Below are 18,123 nucleotides of genomic sequence, written 5' to 3' on the forward strand. Positions count from 1 at the left end.
TGAGCTGGAATCTCCCTACGCGAAGGACGACTCACATGCCGTACATCACCGTCGGTCAAGAGAACAGCGCCCCGATCGAGCTCTACTACGAGGACCACGGCACCGGACAGCCGGTCGTGCTGATCCACGGCTACCCGCTCGACGGCCACTCCTGGGAGAAGCAGCTGCCCGCGCTGCTGGAGGCCGGCCACCGGGTCATCACCTACGACCGCCGCGGCTTCGGCCGCTCCTCGCAGCCCACCACGGGCTACGACTACGACACCTTCGCCGCCGACCTCGACAAAGTGCTCACCACCCTCGACCTGACCGACGCGGTCCTCGTCGGCTTCTCGATGGGCACCGGCGAGGTGGGCCGCTACCTGGGCACCTGCGGTTCGGGCCGGGTCGCGAAGGCGGCCTTCCTGGCCTCCCTGGAGCCCTTCCTGCTCAAGACCGACGACAACCCGACGGGCGTGGACCAGTCGGTGTTCGACGGGATCCTGGAGGCCGTGACCAAGGACCGTTACGCCTATTTCGACGCCTTCTACCAGGACTTCTACAACCTGGACGAGACGCTCGGCAGCCGGATCAGCGAGGCGGCCGTGCGCGGCAGCTGGAACGTGGCCGCGGGTGCCTCGGCGCACGCCTCGGTGGCCTGCGTGCCGACCTGGATCACCGACTTCCGCGCGGATGTGGCGAAGATCGACGTGCCTGCGCTGATCCTGCACGGCACCGGCGACCGCATCCTGCCCATCGACGCCACCGGCCGGCCCTTCCACGCGCTGCTGCCGTCCGCCGAGTACGTCGAGATCGAGGGCGCCCCGCACGGCCTGCTGTGGACCCACGCGGAGGAGGTCACCTCGGCGCTGCTGGCCTTCCTGGCCAAGTAAGCGGGCTGCTCGCGCCCCGAGGCACCCCCGGGAAAGGGGTCACTCGCGCCCCGAGGCACCCCGGAAAGGGGGTCACTCGCGCCCCGAGGCACCCCCGGAAAGGGGGTCACTCGCGCCCCGAGGCGGTCACCGCGAGCAGGGCCACCAGCCCCGCGGCGATCGCCAGCGGAAGGGCGAGGCCGTGGTGGAGCACCAGCCACGCGCCGATCCCGGCCCCGGCCACCATCGCGATCACCGACGCCGTACGGCGGGGGGAGCGGGTGCCGGGGCCGCCTCCGGCCCGGGAGTCCGCGGCGAGGCCGGTCAACGTCATGGTCAGCACGGTCGTCGTCAGGTCAGGGACGCCGAGCCTGCGGACCGTGGCGTTGCGCAGGCCCATCGCGAAGGCCGTCACGGCGATCAGGGTGTAGGCGGTGGCCGTGGCGCCCGGCGCGACGAAGGCGACCACCGCCGAGATGCCCAGCAGCACCGCCTCGGCGGCGAGCGTGAGGCGGGCCCAGGTGCGGCGGGAGCCGGCGCCGAGCCGTACGGCGACCCGGCCGCCCGCCATCGCGCCGACCACGAAGGACCCCAGCGAGGTCAGGGTGTGCTCCACCGAGAAGCCGGGTGCGCCGGCCGCCGCGAACCCGAGCACCACCACATTGCCGGTCATGTTCGCGGTGAAGACGTGTTCCAGGCCCAGATAGCTGACCGCGTCGATCAGCCCGCTGACCACCGTCAGCCCCAGCAGCACGGGCACCAGGCGCAGTCCGCGGGCCTCGGGGTCGTGGGCGGGCTTCGTGTCGGTGCCGCTCTGTTCGCTCATCGAGTCTCCGGGACGGCCGGACGGGCAGGGTGCACCCAAGTCCACCACGGAAGCGGGGGGCTCTCGGATGTCGGGGGGATCCGGGCGTCCGTAGCGTCGACGGACATGAGTGATGAGACACGTGAATCCCATGGAGAACGGGCGAGTTGGCGACGCGGACTCGCCGGAGCGGCTGCCCTGCTGCTCGCCGGGCTCGCCGCGGCACCGGTGGCGGCGGCCGCCGGTGAGCCCACGCAGCGGACGGCCCGCGGTGAGCTGGTCTCCGTCGCCCCGGTCGCCGACCGGAACGCCGGGCAGGTCAGGGCGTTCCTGACCGGGCGGGACGTCGACGCCGGCGTGGTGCGGTACGGCGTACGGGCGTACCGGCTGACCTACCGGACCGTCGACCCGCACGGCGCCCCCACCACCGCGACCGGCCTGCTGACGCTCCCCGAGGGCGGCCCGCACCGCCTCGACCTGGTCTCCGACACCCACGGCACGATGGTCGACCGCGACTACGCGCCCTCGGCGAGCGAGGACTTCGGGCGCATCCCGTCGTACCTGAACGCGAGCGCGGGCCGTGCGGTCGCCGCCCCCGACTACCTCGGCCTCGGCGGGGGGCCGGGCCCGCACCCCTACATGGACACCGCCTCGTCCGTGACCGCCTCCCTCGACATGCTGCGCGCCGCCCGGACGGCGGCGGACCGGCTCGGCCGTCCGCTCACCGGGGACCTGTACGTGACGGGCTTCTCGCAGGGCGGCCAGGTCGCGATGGCGCTCGGGAAGGCGCTGGACGGGGGTGCCGACCGGCACTTCCGGCTCAAGGCGCTCGCCCCGGTCAGCGGCCCGTACGACCTGGAGGGCCAGGAGATGCCCGCGCTGTTCGACGGCCGGGTCAACGACGTCAGCGGGGTCCTGTACACCGCGTACTGGCTGGTCGCGCAGAACCGGCTGCACCCCCTCTACAAGGACCCCTCCGACGCGTTCCGCGCGCCGTACGCGAGCCGGGTCGAGCGCCTCCTCGACGGCAGCCACGAGCAGGAGGAGGTCGTCAGGGGACTCGCGCCCTCGGTGAAGCGGCTGCTCACGCCTCTCTTCTACGACCGTCTTCGGCACCCGTCCGGCGCCGTGCTGGACGCGATGCGCGCCGCCGACCACACCTGCGACTGGAAACCGGAGGTACCGGTGCGGCTGTACGCCGCCGGCGGCGACACCGACGTGCCGCTCGCCAACACCCGGACATGCGCCCGCACCCTCGCAGGTCAGGGAGCGAGGGTGCGGGTGGTCGATCAGGGGGCCGTGGACCACTTCGGGTCGGTCGTGGTGTCGGCCCCGCAGGTGGTGCGGTTCTTCGACGGCGTACGGCGGTGAGCGGCGCGGTGTGCCGAAGGGGTACGGCGGTGCTGGGCGCGTCGACTCAGTACCAGCCGTTGGCCTGCCAGAAGGCCCAGGCGCCGGTCGGGCTGCCGTAGCGGGAGTTCATGTAGTCCAGGCCCCACTTGATCTGGGTCTTGGCGTTGGTCTTCCAGTCGGAGCCGGCCGAGGCCATCTTGGAGCCCGGCAGGGCCTGGACCAGGCCGTAGGCGCCGGAGGAGGAGTTCGTGGCGTTGACGTCCCAGCCGCTCTCGTGCTCGACGATCTTGCTGAACGCGTTGTACTGCGCGGCGTTCGGGATCATCTTGTGCGCGATGGCCTTGGCCTGGGCGGAGGAGCTGGTCGTGGCCGCCTGGGCCGGCGCCGCGGTCAGGACCAGGCCGGCGGTGGCGGCGGCCATCGCGGCGGTGGTGATGGCCTTCTTCGGGGAAGCGATGCGGCGGGCGAAGCGGGAGACGGACACGAGGAACCTTTTCTTCGGGGACGGTGGTGTCGCTCGCGGTCCCGGGGGACATGCGTCGGCGCCGAGGCCCGTGGGCTTGTCGGCGCCGTGCGACGTCGTCCACAGAAACAGGCTCGGAAGGCGTCCGCAATGACCCCTTTTACTAGTTGTGGTCGAATAGCCGGGAATGGCCGTCTGTGTGATCCGGCTCTCAAAGTGCAGGTCAGAGGGGGTGCACGCTGGGCGTTATGTCGGAATTGTTCCTACTGTTCCCTGTAGTAGGTGAGCTGGGTCATGTGGGGCGCTTCACCGCCCGGGCGCCTCGAATGTGACCTGGGCCTCGAAGGCGGCCCGGCGGGTGGCCCGGCGCAGCCCCCTGAGGAGGGCCGGGCCGAGGGTGAGCGTCAGGACGACGGTGACCAGCGCCCGGCCGAGGTCCCAGCCGAGGGACGTGGCCAGGCAGTACGCCACGAACCGGGCCAGGTTGGCGGGGACCCCGGTGTGCGGGTCGAAGGCGATGTTCGAGGCGAGGGCGCCCATGAAGGGCCAGCCGGCCATGTTCATGGCGGTGCCGTAGGCGAAGGCGGCGAGGAAACCGTAGGCGGCCAGCACCCGGACCTCCGTACGGCCCGCTGCGCGGGCGGGTACCGGCAGCAGACCCGCGCCCATCGTGAACCAGCCCATGGCCAGCATCTGGAACGGCATCCACGGCCCGACCCCGCCGGTGAGCAGGGCGGACGCGAACATCGTGACGTTGCCGAGCACGAAGCCGAAGCCGGGGCCGAGGACACGGCCGCTCAGCACCATCAGGAAGAACATCGGCTCGATACCGGCGGTGCCCGCGCCGATGGGTCTGAGGGCGGCGCCGGTCGCGGCGAGCACACCGAGCATCGCCACGGCCTTGGGGCCCAGGCCCGATTCCGCGATCGACGCCGCGACCACCGCGACGAGGAGGACCAGCAGACCGGCGAAGAGCCAGGGGGCGTCCTGGGTGTGGCTGCCGACCTGGGAGTCGGGCGGGGCGAGGAAGGGCCAGCCGAAGGCGACGACGCCCACGGCGCTGACCAGGGCGAGGGTGAGCAGGGAGCGGGGGCCGAGGCGGACGGCTCTGGAGGTGCGAGGCGTGCCGGGGGTTCGGGTCATGCCAGGGCCTTTCGCACCTGGGCCACCGTGAGCCACCGCTGCGGGGCGAGGATCTTGCTGACCTGCGGGGCGAAGGAGGGGGAGGACGTGATGACGTCAGCCGCCGGGCCGTCCGCGATCACCTCGCCCTCGGCCAGCAGGATCACCCGGTGGGCGAGCTCGGCGGCGAGTTCCACGTCGTGGGTGGCCAGCATGATCGCGTGGCCGGTGCCGGCGAGGTCCTTGAGCAGGGTGACCAGGCGGGACTTGGCCGCGTAGTCCAGGCCGCGGGTCGGTTCGTCCAGGAGCAGGAGGGGTGGGCGGGCGGTCAGGACCACGGCGAGCGCGAGGGCGAGGCGCTGGCCCTCGGAGAGGTCCCGGGGGTGGGTGTCGTCGGTCACTCCGGGGAGCAGGTCCGTCACGAGGGCGCGGCAGGTGCCGGGTGCCGCGTCGGCGTCCTTGTCGGCGGCCCGGCATTCGGCGGCGACCGTGTCGGCGTAGAGCAGGTCCCGGGGTTCCTGCGGGACGAGACCGACCCGGCGGACGAGGTCCCGGGGCCGGGTGCGGTCGGGCGGGGCGCCGCCCACCCGGACCGTGCCGGTGCTCGGAGCGACGAGTCCTACGAGGGTGTTGAGGAGGGTGGACTTTCCGGCGCCGTTGCGGCCCATGAGGGCGATGGTCTCGCCGGGGCGGACGGTCAGGTCGATGCGGGCCAGGGCCTGGACGTGGGCGCGGCGGACGGAGAGGGCGGTGACGTCGGCGAGGTTCGGTGCGGGGGGAGTGGGTCGCGCGCGGAACGCCCGCCTTCGGCGGGGCGTTCCGGGGTTCCCACCCGCACCACCCGTTTCGTTGTCGGGTGCGGGTGGCCCCTGTGGGGCGAGCCCGCCGTCGGCGGCTGCGGGTGCGTTGGCTGTCGGTACATGCCCGGTCAGTCGCTCCCTGAGGTCCCCCGCCCTGCGCCGGGCGTCCCGCACCGTCAGCGGCAGCGGGGTCCAGCCCGCCAGGCGGCCCAGGTCCACCACCGGTGGGTACACCGGGGACACGGCCATCATCTCGGCCGGGGTGCCCAGGCGCGGCGGGGTGCCCGGGGACGGGAGGAGGGCGACCTGGTCGGCGTACTGGATGACGCGCTCCAGGCGGTGCTCGGCCATGAGGACCGTGGTGCCGAGGTCGTGGACCAGGCGTTGGAGGACGGCCAGGACCTCCTCGGCCGCGGCGGGGTCCAGGGCCGAGGTCGGTTCGTCCAGGACCAGGACCTCGGGGTGCGGGGTGAGGACCGAGCCGATCGCCACGCGCTGCTGCTGACCGCCGGAGAGGGTGGCCAGGGGCCGGTCGCGCAGCGGGGCCAGGCCCAGCAGGTCCAGCGTCTCCTCCACCCGGCGCCGCATCACCGCCGGCGGCAGGCCCAGCGACTCCATGCCGTAGGCGAGTTCGTCCTCGACCGTGTCCGTCACGAAGTGGGACAGCGGGTCCTGACCCACCGTGCCGACCACGTCGGCCAGTTCACGCGGCTTGTGGGTGCGGGTGTCCCGGCCGGCCACCGTGACCCGGCCGCGCAGGGTGCCGCCGGTGAAGTGCGGGACCAGTCCGCTGACCGCGCCGAGGACCGTGGACTTGCCGACCCCCGACGGGCCGACGAGCAGGACCAGTTCGCCCTCCGGAACCACGAAGTCGACGCCTTGGACGGTGGGTTCGGCGGCCCCGTCGTACGTCACGGAGACGTCCTCGAAGCGGATCACGGCGACGGCTCCTTGGGGGCGGGGGCGAGGAAGGCCGGCAGCAGGCCCACCAGGACGGCCGCGGCGGGCCACAGGGGAAGGGCGGGCGCGACGAGCGGGACCACGCCGGGGTGCAGGGCGGCCGGGTCGGTGACGCTCGCGACGGACATCGCGGCCGCGGCGGCCGCGCCGGAACCGGCGACCAGGAAGGCACGGGGAGTCCAGCGGTCCGGCCGGTAGCGCGTGCGCGGGGTGCGGCGACCGCCCAGACGCAGGCCCGCGAGGGCGGCGGCCAGGCCGGCGAGCAGGACGGGGAGGCCGTACGTGCCGCCTTCGGCGGTGAGCAGCCCGTACGTTCCCGCGCAGACCCCGAGCAGACCGCCGAGGGTGAGTGCGGTGGTCGTACGGCGGACCCGGGGCGCGACCTGTGCGGTGCGGCCGTAGCCGCGGGCGTCCATCGCGGCGGCGAGGGCGACCGAACGCTCCAACGCGCCCTCCAGGACCGGGAGTCCGACCTGGAGGAGACCGCGCAGGCCGGTGTCCGGGCGGCCGCGCAGCCGGCGGGCGGCGCGCAGGCGCTGGACGTCGGCGATGAGGTGCGGGGCGAAGGTGAGCGCCACGACCACCGCGACGCCGAGTTCGTAGAGGGCGCCGGGGAGGGACTTGAGGAGGCGGTGCGGGTTGGCGAGGGCGTTCGCCGCACCCACGCAGATGAGCAGCGTGGCCAGCTTCAGGCCGTCGTAGAGGGCGAAGACGAGGGACTCCGCGGTCACCCTGCCACCCAGCCGGATGCCCTGCGCCCAGTCGGGGAGCGGGAGTTCGGGGAGCGTGACCAGGACATGGGTGCCGGGGACGGGGGAGCCGAGCACGACGGTGAACAGGAGGCGGACGAGGAGGACCGCGAGCGCGAGCTTGAGGAAGGCGCCGTAGGAGCGGGACCAGGGGGAGGGGCGGCGGCAGGTGGCCACCACGTAGGCGGAGACGGCGACCAGGAGGGCGAGAAGCAGCGGGTTGCCGGTCCGGGTGGCCGCGACACCGAGGGAGAGCGCCCACAGCCACCAGGCACCGGGGTGCAGGGACGCCGGGCGACGGGCGGCCGGGGCAGGCCGGGTGCCGGCCCAGTCCGTCGGGCGCACGGCCGTGCTACGCATCGCGGCGGCGCCTCGCCTGCCAGGTCGCCGCCGCGGCCAGTGCCACCACGGCCGCCGCTCCCGCCCACAGGCCCAGCGCCGGGCCGTCGTCCTGCTTCTTCTCGGCGGGTGCCGTCTTCTTCGCCCCCGCCACCGCCTCGCCGCAACCCGTCCGGGGATACCCCGAGATCGCGCACAGCAGGGCGTTGCTGTTGTAGCGGAGCGGCTTCGCGCTCGCGGCCAGGGCTTCGGCGGTCGTCGCGTCGGGGGCCACCGCCGCGCACACGGTGCGCCGGGCCGGGGGCCGCTCACCGGAGGGCGCGTCCGCGGCCGTACCGAAGTCGATGACCAGGGCCACGCGCTTGCGGCCCTCCTGAGCCGGCGTGCGCGCGCAGATCGCGTGGAACGACGCCGACCCGCGGGGTTTCGTCGCGTCCGAGGAGTCCTCGCTGACCGCGAAGCGGAAGCCCTGGACGTCACCGTCCGAGGGAACCGCGGTCGACGGGCCCTGGGTGGCGTACGTCCAGGTCGTGCCCGTGCGGTCCCAGAAGGACCAGTAGCGGTAGCCGGTGGCGTGCGCCGGTGCCGTGACGGAGAGGAGCAGCCCGGCGAGGACGCAGAGGAGGGCCGCCCGGCGGATCACGGCCGCTTCCTCTTGTTGCGGCCGCTGAGGAGGAAGCCGATGCCCGCGCCGGCGGCGAGACCCGCGCCGACCACCCACCAGACGGAGCTGCCGGAGTCGTCGGAGTCGGCGGAGGTGCCCGAGTCGGCGGTGGCGCTCGATGCGGTCTCGGGCGCCGGTCCCGTCGCGGTGAGCCGCTGCACCAGGTCCGTGCCGCCGAAGTCGCGCGGGTCGGTGCCGGCCGCCTCGGCGGCGAGGATCAGCTGGGCCCAGGCCGCCGGGCCGTTCTGCTGGGCCCACTTCGAGGAGTTCCGCTCCAGCCAGGTCAGGGGCTTCCGCGCGGCCCCGGTACCGCCCTGCACGGCCAGTGCGACGACCGCGTCCGCCGTGTTGCCGTAGTCGGGCTGGTTCTCGGCGCCTGGCAGGACGGACTTCAGGTAGCCGTCCTTCGCGACCGCCTCGGCGAGGAAGGAGGCTCCGTTGGCCGCGGCCCTCGCCGGGGTGAGGTGCGATGCGTCGGCGCAGGAACTCTCCGCCGTGGCCCCGGCCCGTGCCGTCAGCGGGCCCGTGCCGTGCGCGGCGACGACAGCCGCGGCCGTCGCGTCCGCGTTGGCCTTGAGCTTGCCCTTCTTGTCCGGCTGGTAGGCGAAGGCGCCCCCATCGGCGCACGGCAGGGACAGCTTCAGCAGGGCGTCGTAGGGCGATTGGGTGCCGACGCGGATCTCCGAGACGGGGGTGTCCTGGGTGGCCAGGGCGCCGATCACCACCGACGTCGAGTTGGCGTCGCTGGCCCCGCCGGGCGCGTAGCCCCAGCCGCCGTCCTTGTTCTGGACGGACTTCAGCCAGGTCACCGCCTTCGTGACCGCGGTGCCGTGCCCGCCCACCGCGGACAGGGCCTGGGCGGCCGCGGCCGTGCTGTTGGTGTCGACCATCAGCTTGGCGTCGCAGGCCTTGGCCGGGTCCGCGCGGAACGCCGGGAACGCCCCGTTCGCGCACTGCTGCCCCGCCAGCCAGTCGACGGCCGCGGCGGCGGGCTCCACGTCCACCCGGTGCAGGGCGATCAGCGCGAAGGACTGCCGCCAGACCCCGTCGTACGTGGGGTCGCCGCCGCCGTACAGCCCCGAGGGCAGGGACGGCGTCGGGGACGGCGAGGCGGCGACGGCGGGCGTGGCCGTACCGATCGCGACGGCGGCGGCCAGGACCGCGGCGCTGCGGCGGACGTTCATGATCGGCGGATGCCCTTCTCCCTGCGGGGGAGCCGGGCAGCACGGGAGGACCCCCGGGCGGCTCGGCTCCGTGTACCTCGACGGTGCCGCGCACCGGCCGGTTGCCGGTGCGCGCGAGCCGGTCACGAACCGTGCGGGGCAGTCCGGCTCACCGCCTGGAGGACGGCTTACGGTTGCGGGTCAGCGCCGGAATTGCACCGGCTTCCCCCCGTACGGGTGTGATACGACCTGGCCACTCTACTCGCCCGTAGGGAAGCCGCTGAGAGCCGCCTGTGAGGTCTCGATGGTGGGTGTCCGTCCCTATACGGCCACGTATGTCACCGGATCGCTCCCCGTCACCGCCTCCGCCCGCCCCAGCTTCACCAGCCGCCGCAGATGTGCCTCGGCCTCGGAGACCGCGATGTTCCGCGAGCCGTAGGGGATCTGTTCCCAGGGCCGGTTCCACTCCATGCGCTCGGCGAGCTGCCAGGGGGTGAGGGGTTCGGCGAGGAGGGAGCGCAGGTCGGTGAGGCGTTCCTCGTGGTGGGCGAGCAACTCCTGGACGCGGGCGGACGCGTCGGTGAAGACGTGCTGGTGGGCGGGGAGCACCTCGGCGGGCGCGAGGCGGCCGATCCGCTCCAGGGAGTCGAGGTAGTCACCGAGGGGGTCGGTCACGGTGGCGTCGTCGGGGTCCTCGTACAGGCCGATGTGCGGGGTGATCTCGGGGAGCAGATGGTCGCCGGAGAACAGGCGTCCGTGGCCCGGGAGCCGGGCCGGGTGGTCCTCCTCCAGGTGCAGGCAGACATGGCCGGGGGTGTGTCCCGGGGTCCAGATCGCGCGGAGTCTGCGGCCGGGGAGGTCGAGGAGCTCGCCGGGGACGATCTCGCGGTCGGGCAACGCGGGGGAGAACCCGGGGAGTTGGCGACGGCGGGCGGTGCGCAGGGGTGCCACGTGCTCCTCGGGCGCGCCCGCCGCCTCCAGCTTGGCCGTCATGTAGCTGAACCAGCGCTCGGCCCGGGTCTCCCGGGTGCGCCGCACGATCGCTGAGTCCGCCGCGTGCATGGCGATCCAGGCGCCGGAGACCTCGCGCACCTGTCCGGACAGGCCGTGGTGATCGGGGTGGTGGTGGGTGACGACCACGCCGTGGATCTCATTGACGCCGGTCCCGCACGCGGTCAGCCCCTCGGCGAGGGTGTCCCAGGAGGCCGGGTCGTCCCACCCGGTGTCGACCAGCACCGGCCCCCGGTCGGTCTCGACGACGTACACGAGCGTGTGGCCGAGGGGGTTGTCGGGGATGGGCACCTGGACGGACCGGACGCCGCCACCATGGTCGTACACCTGCGCCATGAGCTCCCCAATCACCGCGTTCCGGCCATCATAACTAGAACCGGTTTCGACGGTAGCCTGAGGTCACCAACAGTCGTGGTGTGCGGGCCGTGGACTCCTCCGAGTGGAACTGGTATCAGTTCCGTATCTGATGGATCGTCAGCAAGCCGCCCCTGGGAGGCGTTCGCCATGGCCGAGCTCGTGGAACACGGACAGCTGTTCATCGGCGGGGAGTTGACCGACCCCCGGGGCACGGACGTCATCGAGGTCATCTCCCCGCACACCCAGGAGGTCATCGGCCGGGTACCGCACGCCTCCCGCGCGGACGTGGACGCGGCCGTCGCCGCCGCCCGCACCGCCTTCGACGAGGGACCCTGGCCGCGGATGTCCCTCGACGAACGCATCGAGGTCGTCACCAGGATCAAGGACGCCATCGCGATACGGCACGAGGAGATCGCCCGCGTGATCTCCTCCGAGAACGGCTCGCCGTACTCCTGGAGCGTCCTCGCCCAGGCCCTCGGCGCGATGATGGTCTGGGACTCGGCGATCACGGTCGCGCGGAACTTCACCTACGAGGAGACCCGCGACGGAGTCCTCGGCCGCATCCTCGTGCGCCGTGAGCCGGTCGGGGTGGTAGCCGCCGTAGTGCCGTGGAACGTCCCGCAGTTCGTCGCCGCCGCCAAGCTCGCGCCCGCGCTGCTCACCGGCTGCACGGTGGTGCTCAAGCCGTCGCCCGAGTCGCCACTGGACGCGTACATCCTGGCCGAGATCACCAAGGAGGCCGGGCTGCCGGAGGGCGTCCTGTCCATCCTCCCGGCCGACCGCGAGGTGAGCGAGTACCTGGTCGGGCACCCGGGGATCGACAAGGTCTCCTTCACCGGCTCGGTGGGCGCGGGCAAGCGGGTGATGGAGGTCGCGGCCCGCAATCTCACGCGCGTGACACTGGAGTTGGGTGGGAAGTCCGCGGCCGTGGTCCTCCCGGACGCGGACGTGGAGACGGCGGTCGCGGGGATCGTCCCGTCCGCGTGGATGAACAACGGCCAGGCGTGCGTGGCCCAGACCCGCATCCTGCTGCCCCGCTCCCGCTACGACGAGTTCGCCGAAGCCCTTGCCGCGGCGGCCAGTTCACTGGTCGTGGGCGACCCGCTCGACCCGGCAACCCAGGTCGGCCCGCTGGTCGCCGAACGCCAGCAGCGCCGCAACCTCGACTACATCAGGATCGGTCAGGAGGAGGGCGCGAAGATCCTCACGGGTGGCGGACGCCCCGCCGGGCTGGACCGCGGCTGGTACGTCGAGCCCACGCTCTTCGGAGACGTCGACAACTCGATGCGGATCGCGCGGGAGGAGATCTTCGGCCCGGTGATCTGCCTGCTGCCGTACGGCGACGAGTCCGAGGCGGTGAAGATCGCCAACGACTCCGACTACGGCCTCTCCGGCAGCGTGTGGACGGCCGACGTCGAGCACGGCATCGAGGTCGCGAAGCAGGTCCGCACCGGCACGTACAACGTCAACACCTTCAGCCTCGACATGCTCGGCCCCTTCGGCGGCTACAAGAACTCCGGCCTGGGCAGGGAGTTCGGGCCGGAGGGCTACGGCGAGTACCTGGAGCACAAGATGATCCACCTGCCGGCCGGCTGGGAGGGCTGAGGCGATGGGGGACCGCTGGCACGTCGACGTCGACCGCTCCCTGTGCATCGGCTCGGCCCAGTGCGTCCACACCGCCCCGGACGCCTTCCACCTCGACACGGCCCGCCAGTCCCACCCCGCCGACCCGGAGACCGACGCCAACGAGAAGATCCTGGCGGCCGCCGAGAACTGCCCGGTCGAGGCGATCATGATCAGCCTGCTGGGGAGCGGGGAGCCGGTGTTCCCGCCGGAGGAGTAGGGGCGGGGGCGAGCGGGGGCCGAGCGGGGGCGGGGGAGCGAGCGGGGTCCGCGGCGCCCGTCCGGACGCTCTCGACGGCGGGCGCCGGGCCCCTGCCCACCTGTTCGCCCGCCCGGTCCCCGGCCCCGATCCGCGGTGCCTGGCCCGCGCCACCCGGCCTGCGGTGCCCGGCCCGGGGCGCCCGATCTGCGGTGCCCAGCCTGCGGCGACCGACCTGCGGCGCCCGACCTGCGGCGCCCGACCTGCGGCGCCCGACCCGGGGCACCCGACCTGCGGTGCCCAGCCTGCGGCGACCGACCTGCGGCGCCCGGCCTGCGGCGCCCGATCTGCGGTGCCCGGCCTGCGGCGCCCGATCTGCGGTGCCCGGCCTGCGGCGCCCGATCTGCGGTGCCCGACCTGCGGCGCCCGACCCGGGGCACCCGACCTGCGGTGCCCGGCCCGCGCCACCCGGCCCGCGCCACCCGACCTGCGGCGCCCAGCCGGTCGTGGGAGCCAGGTGTCCGTGTCCGGGCGGGAACGCCTAAGCTCCTGCGGTCGTCGTCGTACAGCAGGGGTGGAGCGCGTGCAGAAGTCCGAGGCCAAGAAGCTGATCCAGCAGGCGCGTGCGGCCTGGGACGCCGAGGAGTGGCTGCGGGCCGCCGAACTCTACGAGCAGGTCCTCGCGCACTTCCCGGACCTCAGGGCGAGCGCGGTGTGGTGGTACGACGCCGCCCTCGCCCACAAGTTCCTGCGGAACTGGGCCAAGGCGTACGAGCTGGGCCGGGAGGCGGCCGCCCGCAGCCCGCGCGGCGAGGGCGACCCGGCGTACTGGAACCTCGGTATCGCGGCCACGATCCAGCGGGACTGGGCGACCGCGAGGGACGCCTGGACCGGCTTCGGCATCGAGATGCCGGACGGTGAGGGGCAGATCGACGGCCGGTTCGGACACGCCTGCGTCCGCCTCGACACCGGCGGTGAGCGCGAGGTCGTCTGGATCGAGCGGCTGTGCCCGACCCGGGGCCGGGTCGTCAACGTCCCCGTCACGGGCGGCCGGCGCTACGGCGAGATCGTCGTCCACGACGGCGAACCCAAAGGCGAGCGGGTCGTCGAGGGCTCGGCCTACCCCGTCTTCGACGAACTGCTGCTCTTCGAGGCCTCCGAACTGCCCACCCTGGAGGTCACGGTGGCCGCGGGCGAGGCCGCCGACCTGGAGGCGCTCGTCGAACTCTTCACCGACCACGGCTTCGGCGCCGAGCCCGCGAGCAGCGTCCGCATGCTGTGCGCCTGTTGCAGCGAGGGCACCCACGAGCAACAGCGCACCGCCGAAGCCGGCGCCCAGCAGGTCTCCCTCGCCGCCCCCGAGGAGGAGGCCAGGCGACTGCTGGAGCGGTGGGCGGACCGGACGGCGCCCGGACGGACCTGGAGCGGACTCGTGACCGTCGGCTAGGACCGGGGTTCCGTCAGGTCGATCAGCCGGCACACCGTCTCGATGTCGATCTTCACCTGGGCGATGGAGGCCCGCCCCGACAGCCAGGTGATCAGGGCCGAGTGCCAGGTGTGCTCGATCACGCGGACCGCGGAGAGCTGCTCGGGCGTCGGGTCCTGAAGGCCCATCGCGTCCAGGATGATCAGCGTGGTCTGGTGGGAGACCTGGTCGACCTCCGGGCTCACACTGCGGTCCGCGAAGGTCAGCGCCCTGACCATCGCGTCCGCCAGGTGCGGCTCGCGCTGGAGGGCGCGGAAGGCCCGCATCAGGGTCTCCGCGACCCGCTCGGCCGCCGTCTCGCCCTGCGGCGGCTTCTTGCGGAGCGTGCCGTGCATGTGCTCCAGCTGGTCCTGCATGGTGGCGACCAGCAGATGGATCTTGGACGGGAAGTAGCGGTACAGCGTGCCGAGCGCCACCTGCGAGGACTCCGCGACCTCCCGCATCTGCACCGCGTCGAACCCGCCCCGGCTCGCCAGCTGCGCGCTCGCGTGCAGGATGCGGCGGCGCCGCGCCTCCTGCCGCTCGGTCAGCGGCGGCGCGTCCGGTCGCGCGGTACTGGCTTCCACTCTGGGCGGCTTGGCCACCTTGTCCACCTTGGGTTCCGTGACAGTCCGTGAGGGCGTGTGATCACTCAGCATGACAGGGTGCCGGGCCGTGGCGCGGGCGCGGCGTTCGTGGCGTGAATCACCTGATCCACCGCTCACAGGACCCCTACCTGCCGGTAGATTCGGAGCCTCCTGAACGATCAAGTCTGAAACTTGTTCTAGATTACCGTCTCGTCGTAATCTCGCGGGACAGTGCAGGCAGAAGGGGGCCGAGAGTGACCGCTGAGGCCAGTCAGGCGGGGTCTTTGGAGGACCTGGCCGCCGACGGCGAGCGACCGCTCCGAATCGCGCTCCTCACCTATAAGGGGAACCCGTTCTGCGGGGGCCAGGGGGTCTACACCCGGCACCTCTCGCGTGAGCTGGCCCGTCTCGGCCACCGCGTCGAGGTGATCGGTGCGCAGCCGTACCCCGTCCTCGACGGGGGCGTCCCGCTCACCGAGCTGCCCAGCCTCGACCTGTACCGCTTCCCGGACCCCTTCCGCACCCCGAAACGCGACGAGTACCGGGACTGGATCGACGCCCTGGAAGTCGCCACGATGTGGACCGGCGGCTTCCCCGAGCCGCTCACCTTCTCCCTGCGGGCCCGACGCCATCTCCGGGCCCGCAGCGGCGAGTTCGACGTGGTGCACGACAACCAGACCCTCGGCTACGGCCTGTTGGGCGACGTCGGCGCGCCACTGGTGACCACGATCCACCACCCCATCACCGTGGACCGGCAGTTGGAGCTGGACGCGGCGGAGGGCTGGCAGCAGCGGCTGTCCAAGCGCCGCTGGTACGCCTTCACCCGCATGCAGAAGCGCGTCGCCCGCCGGCTGCCCTCCGTGCTCACCGTCTCCGGCACCTCCCGCCAGGAGATCGTCGACCACCTCGGCGTCCGCGAGGACCGTATCCACGTCGTCCACATCGGCGCCGACACCGACCTGTTCAAGCCGGATCCCTCGGTACCGGTCGTGCCCGGCCGGATCGTCACGACCTCCAGCGCGGACGTCCCCCTCAAGGGCCTGGTCTTCCTCGTCGAGGCCCTCGCGAAGGTGCGCACCGAACACCCCGCCGCACACCTGGTCGTCGTCGGCAAGCGCCCGACCGAGGGCCCGGTCGCCGTCGCGATCGAGCGCTACGGCCTCGAAGGCGCCGTCGAGTTCGTCAAGGGCATCTCGGACGCGGAACTGGTCGACCTGGTCCGCTCGGCGGAGGTCGCCTGTGTGCCGTCGCTCTACGAGGGCTTCTCCCTCCCGGCCGCCGAGGCCATGGCGACCGGCACCCCGCTGGTCGCGACCACGGGCGGCGCGATCCCCGAGGTGGCCGGCCGCGACGGCGAGACCTGCCTCGCGGTACCGCCGGGCGACTCCGGAGCACTGGCGGTGGGGCTGAGCCGACTGCTGGGCGACCCGGACCTGCGGGCCCGGCTCGGAGCGGCGGGACGTGAACGCGTCCTCGCCCACTTCACGTGGGCACGGGCCGCGGAGGGCACGGTGAGCAGGTACCGGGAGGCGATCGCCGCGGGTGCGGCGGGGGGCACCTCTCGCGTCGCCTCGGAGCCCACGGCCACGGCCACCGCCACCCCGGAGCCTGCCGGCATCGCCGCCGCCCCGGAATCGGTCGCCGACACCCCCGCCTCCCCGAGCGGCGGCGCCGGTGTCGTGTCCGCCGCCCCCAAGACCGCTGCTGCCCCCGCAGCCTCCACCCCAGACACCGGTGTCTATCCCGAAAGCAGGGCCACGTGCTGACCGTCGACTTCTCCCGGTTCCCGCTCGCGCCGGGTGACCGTGTCCTGGACCTCGGCTGCGGGGCCGGCCGGCACGCGTTCGAGTGCTACCGGCGCGGCGCGCAGGTCGTGGCCCTGGACCAGAACGCCGAGGAGATCCGCGAGGTCGCGAAGTGGTTCGCGGCGATGAAGGAGGCCGGCGAGGCCCCCGAGGGAGCGACGGCCACCGCCATGGAGGGTGACGCGCTCGCGCTGCCCTTCCCCGACGAGTCCTTCGACGTCGTGATCATCTCCGAGGTCATGGAGCACATCCCCGACGACAAGGGCGTCCTCGCCGAGATGGTCCGGGTGTTGAAGCCGGGCGGCCGCATCGCCATCACCGTCCCGCGCTACGGTCCCGAGAAGGTCTGCTGGGCGCTCTCCGACGCGTACCACGAGGTCGAAGGCGGCCACATCCGCATCTACAAGGCGGACGAACTGCTCGCGAAGATCCGCGAGGCCGGTCTGAAGCCGTACGGCACCCACCACGCGCACGCCCTGCACTCCCCGTACTGGTGGCTGAAGTGCGCGTTCGGCGTCGACAACGACAAGGCGCTGCCGGTGAAGGCGTACCACAAGTTGCTGGTCTGGGACATCATGAAGAAGCCGCTGGCGACGCGGGTCGCCGAGCAGGCCCTCAACCCCCTGATCGGCAAGAGCTTCGTGGCGTACGCGACCAAGCCGCACCTTCCCGCCGTCTCCGCCGTGTCCTCCGTGGACGCGCGGTGACGACTCCGCGCACCGAACACCTGGTCCTGCCCGGGGTGTTGACCGCCGAGCAGGCCACCGCGACCGTCGCCGGGATCCTGGCCGTGCAGCGGGAGGACGGGGCGATCCCGTGGTTCCGAGGGCACCACCTCGACCCGTGGGACCACACCGAGGCCGCGATGGCGCTGGACGCGGCGGGCGAGCACGAGCCCGCCGAGCGCGCCTACGAGTGGCTCGCCCGGCACCAGAACACGGACGGTTCCTGGTACGCGGCCTACCAGGACGGGGACTTCACGGAGGTCACCGACCGGGGGCGCGAGACGAACTTCGTCGCCTACATAGCCGTAGGAGTGTGGCACCACTACCTGTCCACCGGCGACGACACGTTCCTCGACCGGATGTGGCCGACGGTGTACGCGGCGATGGAGTTCGTGCTGGGGCTCCAGCAGCCGGGCGGGCAGATCGGGTGGAAGCGGGAGGACGACGGTACGGCTGTCGCGGACGGCCTGCTCACCGGGTCGTCGTCGATCCACCACGCTCTCCGTTGCGCGCTCGCGATCGCCGAACAGCGTGAAGAGGCCCAGCCGGACTGGGAGTTGGCACTAGGGGCGCTGCGCCACGCGATCCGGCGCCACCCCGAACGCTTCCTCGACAAGAACCGCTACTCCATGGACTGGTACTACCCGGTCCTGGGCGGGGCGTTGACCGGCGCGGAGGCCAAGTCCCGTATCGAGGAGGGCTGGGAGCGGTTCGTCGTGCCCGGCCTCGGCGTGCGGTGTGTCGTCCCCAACCCGTGGGTGACGGGCGGCGAGTCGGCCGAACTCGCCCTCGCCCTGTGGGCGACCGGCGAGTCCGACCGGGCGCTGGAGATCCTCCAGTCCATCCAGCATCTCCGCGACGCGGAGAGCGGGTTGTACTGGACCGGGTTCGTGTTCGAGGACCAGGCTGTCTGGCCCCGCGAACTCACCACCTGGACGGCCGGCTCCCTGCTGCTGGCAGTCGCCGCGCTGGGGGGACACGAGGCGACCTGTGCGGTGTTCTCGGGGGACCGGTTGCCGTCGGGGCTGGACCCGGACTGCTGCGCCTGAGGACGCGGGGTTCGGTAGCGCCCTGAAGGGGCGCGG

At 72.9% G+C, this 18,123-nt stretch carries 17 protein-coding genes and 1 riboswitch; of the genes, 8 read left to right on the forward strand and 9 right to left on the reverse strand.

Features of this window, described 5'->3' with window-relative positions:
• Window positions 1–35: 35 nt before the first annotated feature.
• A complete protein-coding gene (locus tag OHN19_RS30625; RefSeq protein WP_330267289.1) occupies window positions 36–869 on the forward strand; it encodes an alpha/beta hydrolase in 834 nt (277 codons plus the stop codon).
• Between the two features lie 106 nt (window positions 870–975).
• Here the strand turns inward: OHN19_RS30625 and OHN19_RS30630 are convergent, their stop codons facing one another.
• The gene (locus OHN19_RS30630; RefSeq protein WP_330267290.1) at window positions 976–1,674 is read right to left on the reverse strand and encodes a YoaK family protein; all 699 of its coding nucleotides are present in this window, start codon (window positions 1,672–1,674) and stop codon (window positions 976–978) included.
• A 105-nt stretch (window positions 1,675–1,779) separates the two neighbouring features.
• On the opposite strand from OHN19_RS30630, the gene OHN19_RS30635 reads away from it, so the two are divergent.
• Window positions 1,780–3,024 (forward strand): alpha/beta hydrolase, encoded by a 1,245-nt coding sequence (locus OHN19_RS30635; RefSeq protein WP_330267291.1) that lies wholly within the window; start codon window positions 1,780–1,782, stop codon window positions 3,022–3,024.
• A gap of 46 nt (window positions 3,025–3,070) precedes the next feature.
• Here OHN19_RS30635 and OHN19_RS30640 read toward each other — a convergent pair whose 3' ends face one another.
• The 7 genes from OHN19_RS30640 to OHN19_RS30670 all read right to left on the reverse strand — a co-directional run bounded on the left by OHN19_RS30640 (window position 3,071) and on the right by OHN19_RS30670 (window position 10,613).
• Window positions 3,071–3,490: a transglycosylase SLT domain-containing protein gene (locus tag OHN19_RS30640; RefSeq protein WP_330267292.1), complete on the reverse strand. Its 420-nt coding sequence runs from the start codon at window positions 3,488–3,490 to the stop codon at window positions 3,071–3,073.
• A gap of 285 nt (window positions 3,491–3,775) precedes the next feature.
• Window positions 3,776–4,612, reverse strand: coding sequence for an ECF transporter S component (locus tag OHN19_RS30645; protein ID WP_330267293.1), 837 nt, complete (start codon window positions 4,610–4,612; stop codon window positions 3,776–3,778).
• Window positions 4,609–6,330, reverse strand: coding sequence for an ABC transporter ATP-binding protein (locus tag OHN19_RS30650; RefSeq protein WP_330267294.1), 1,722 nt, complete (start codon window positions 6,328–6,330; stop codon window positions 4,609–4,611). The genes OHN19_RS30645 and OHN19_RS30650 overlap by 4 nt, the downstream gene beginning before the upstream one ends.
• Window positions 6,327–7,460: an energy-coupling factor transporter transmembrane component T gene (locus tag OHN19_RS30655; RefSeq protein ID WP_330267295.1), complete on the reverse strand. Its 1,134-nt coding sequence runs from the start codon at window positions 7,458–7,460 to the stop codon at window positions 6,327–6,329. The genes OHN19_RS30650 and OHN19_RS30655 overlap by 4 nt, the downstream gene beginning before the upstream one ends.
• Window positions 7,453–8,082 (reverse strand): SCO2322 family protein, encoded by a 630-nt coding sequence (locus OHN19_RS30660; protein ID WP_330267296.1) that lies wholly within the window; start codon window positions 8,080–8,082, stop codon window positions 7,453–7,455. The genes OHN19_RS30655 and OHN19_RS30660 overlap by 8 nt, the downstream gene beginning before the upstream one ends.
• Entirely contained in the window at window positions 8,079–9,287 is a 1,209-nt protein-coding gene (locus tag OHN19_RS30665) for a prenyltransferase/squalene oxidase repeat-containing protein (RefSeq protein ID WP_330267297.1), read from the reverse strand. The genes OHN19_RS30660 and OHN19_RS30665 overlap by 4 nt, the downstream gene beginning before the upstream one ends.
• 136 nt (window positions 9,288–9,423) lie before the next feature.
• Window positions 9,424–9,495, reverse strand: a riboswitch (cobalamin riboswitch).
• Between the two features lie 92 nt (window positions 9,496–9,587).
• Window positions 9,588–10,613: an MBL fold metallo-hydrolase gene (locus OHN19_RS30670; RefSeq protein WP_330267298.1), complete on the reverse strand. Its 1,026-nt coding sequence runs from the start codon at window positions 10,611–10,613 to the stop codon at window positions 9,588–9,590.
• A gap of 168 nt (window positions 10,614–10,781) precedes the next feature.
• Between OHN19_RS30670 and OHN19_RS30675 the strand changes: the two genes are divergently transcribed.
• The 3 genes from OHN19_RS30675 (at window position 10,782) to OHN19_RS30685 (ending at window position 13,903) form a co-directional block, all read left to right on the forward strand.
• Window positions 10,782–12,239, forward strand: a complete 1,458-nt coding sequence (locus OHN19_RS30675) for an aldehyde dehydrogenase (protein ID WP_330267299.1) — start codon at window positions 10,782–10,784, stop codon at window positions 12,237–12,239.
• Window positions 12,240–12,243: 4 nt separating this feature from the next.
• Window positions 12,244–12,477 (forward strand): ferredoxin, encoded by a 234-nt coding sequence (locus OHN19_RS30680; protein ID WP_330267300.1) that lies wholly within the window; start codon window positions 12,244–12,246, stop codon window positions 12,475–12,477.
• Window positions 12,478–13,039: 562 nt separating this feature from the next.
• On the forward strand, window positions 13,040–13,903 hold the full coding sequence (locus OHN19_RS30685; protein WP_330267301.1) for a tetratricopeptide repeat protein: 864 nt from the start codon (window positions 13,040–13,042) through the stop codon (window positions 13,901–13,903).
• Here the strand turns inward: OHN19_RS30685 and OHN19_RS30690 are convergent.
• Entirely contained in the window at window positions 13,900–14,535 is a 636-nt protein-coding gene (locus OHN19_RS30690; protein WP_330267302.1) for a TetR family transcriptional regulator, read from the reverse strand. The genes OHN19_RS30685 and OHN19_RS30690 overlap by 4 nt on opposite strands.
• Window positions 14,536–14,762: 227 nt before the next feature.
• Between OHN19_RS30690 and OHN19_RS30695 the strand changes: the two genes are divergently transcribed.
• Genes OHN19_RS30695 through OHN19_RS30705 form a run of 3 tightly spaced genes read left to right on the forward strand, consistent with a single transcriptional unit; the run spans window position 14,763 to window position 18,087 of the window.
• Window positions 14,763–16,274 carry a glycosyltransferase family 4 protein gene (locus OHN19_RS30695; RefSeq protein ID WP_330267303.1) on the forward strand — a complete coding sequence of 504 codons (1,512 nt, stop codon included), beginning with the start codon at window positions 14,763–14,765 and terminating at the stop codon, window positions 16,272–16,274.
• The gene (locus OHN19_RS30700; RefSeq protein WP_330267304.1) at window positions 16,268–17,020 is read left to right on the forward strand and encodes a class I SAM-dependent methyltransferase; all 753 of its coding nucleotides are present in this window, start codon (window positions 16,268–16,270) and stop codon (window positions 17,018–17,020) included. The genes OHN19_RS30695 and OHN19_RS30700 overlap by 7 nt, the downstream gene beginning before the upstream one ends.
• A complete protein-coding gene (locus OHN19_RS30705; RefSeq protein ID WP_330267305.1) occupies window positions 17,017–18,087 on the forward strand; it encodes a prenyltransferase in 1,071 nt (356 codons plus the stop codon). Before OHN19_RS30700 ends, OHN19_RS30705 begins: the two co-directional genes overlap by 4 nt.
• The last annotated feature ends 36 nt before the right edge of the window (window positions 18,088–18,123 follow it).

Source organism: Streptomyces griseorubiginosus (assembly GCF_036345115.1).
In the GTDB taxonomy this organism is placed as follows: Bacteria; Actinomycetota; Actinomycetes; order Streptomycetales; family Streptomycetaceae; genus Streptomyces; species Streptomyces griseorubiginosus_C.

What these genes read in the sequence shown, in the direction of transcription:
- OHN19_RS30665 (WP_330267297.1), bottom strand. Translation starts at nt 9,287, where the DNA reads ATGAACGTCCGCCGCAGCGCCGCGGTCCTGGCCGCCGCCGTCGCGATC.
- OHN19_RS30645 (WP_330267293.1), bottom strand. Translation starts at nt 4,612, where the DNA reads ATGACCCGAACCCCCGGCACGCCTCGCACCTCCAGAGCCGTCCGCCTC.
- OHN19_RS30675 (WP_330267299.1), top strand. Translation starts at nt 10,782, where the DNA reads ATGGCCGAGCTCGTGGAACACGGACAGCTGTTCATCGGCGGGGAGTTG.
- OHN19_RS30635 (WP_330267291.1), top strand. Translation starts at nt 1,780, where the DNA reads ATGAGTGATGAGACACGTGAATCCCATGGAGAACGGGCGAGTTGGCGA.
- OHN19_RS30670 (WP_330267298.1), bottom strand. Translation starts at nt 10,613, where the DNA reads ATGGCGCAGGTGTACGACCATGGTGGCGGCGTCCGGTCCGTCCAGGTG.
- OHN19_RS30630 (WP_330267290.1), bottom strand. Translation starts at nt 1,674, where the DNA reads ATGAGCGAACAGAGCGGCACCGACACGAAGCCCGCCCACGACCCCGAG.
- OHN19_RS30625 (WP_330267289.1), top strand. Translation starts at nt 36, where the DNA reads ATGCCGTACATCACCGTCGGTCAAGAGAACAGCGCCCCGATCGAGCTC.
- OHN19_RS30655 (WP_330267295.1), bottom strand. Translation starts at nt 7,460, where the DNA reads ATGCGTAGCACGGCCGTGCGCCCGACGGACTGGGCCGGCACCCGGCCT.
- OHN19_RS30680 (WP_330267300.1), top strand. Translation starts at nt 12,244, where the DNA reads ATGGGGGACCGCTGGCACGTCGACGTCGACCGCTCCCTGTGCATCGGC.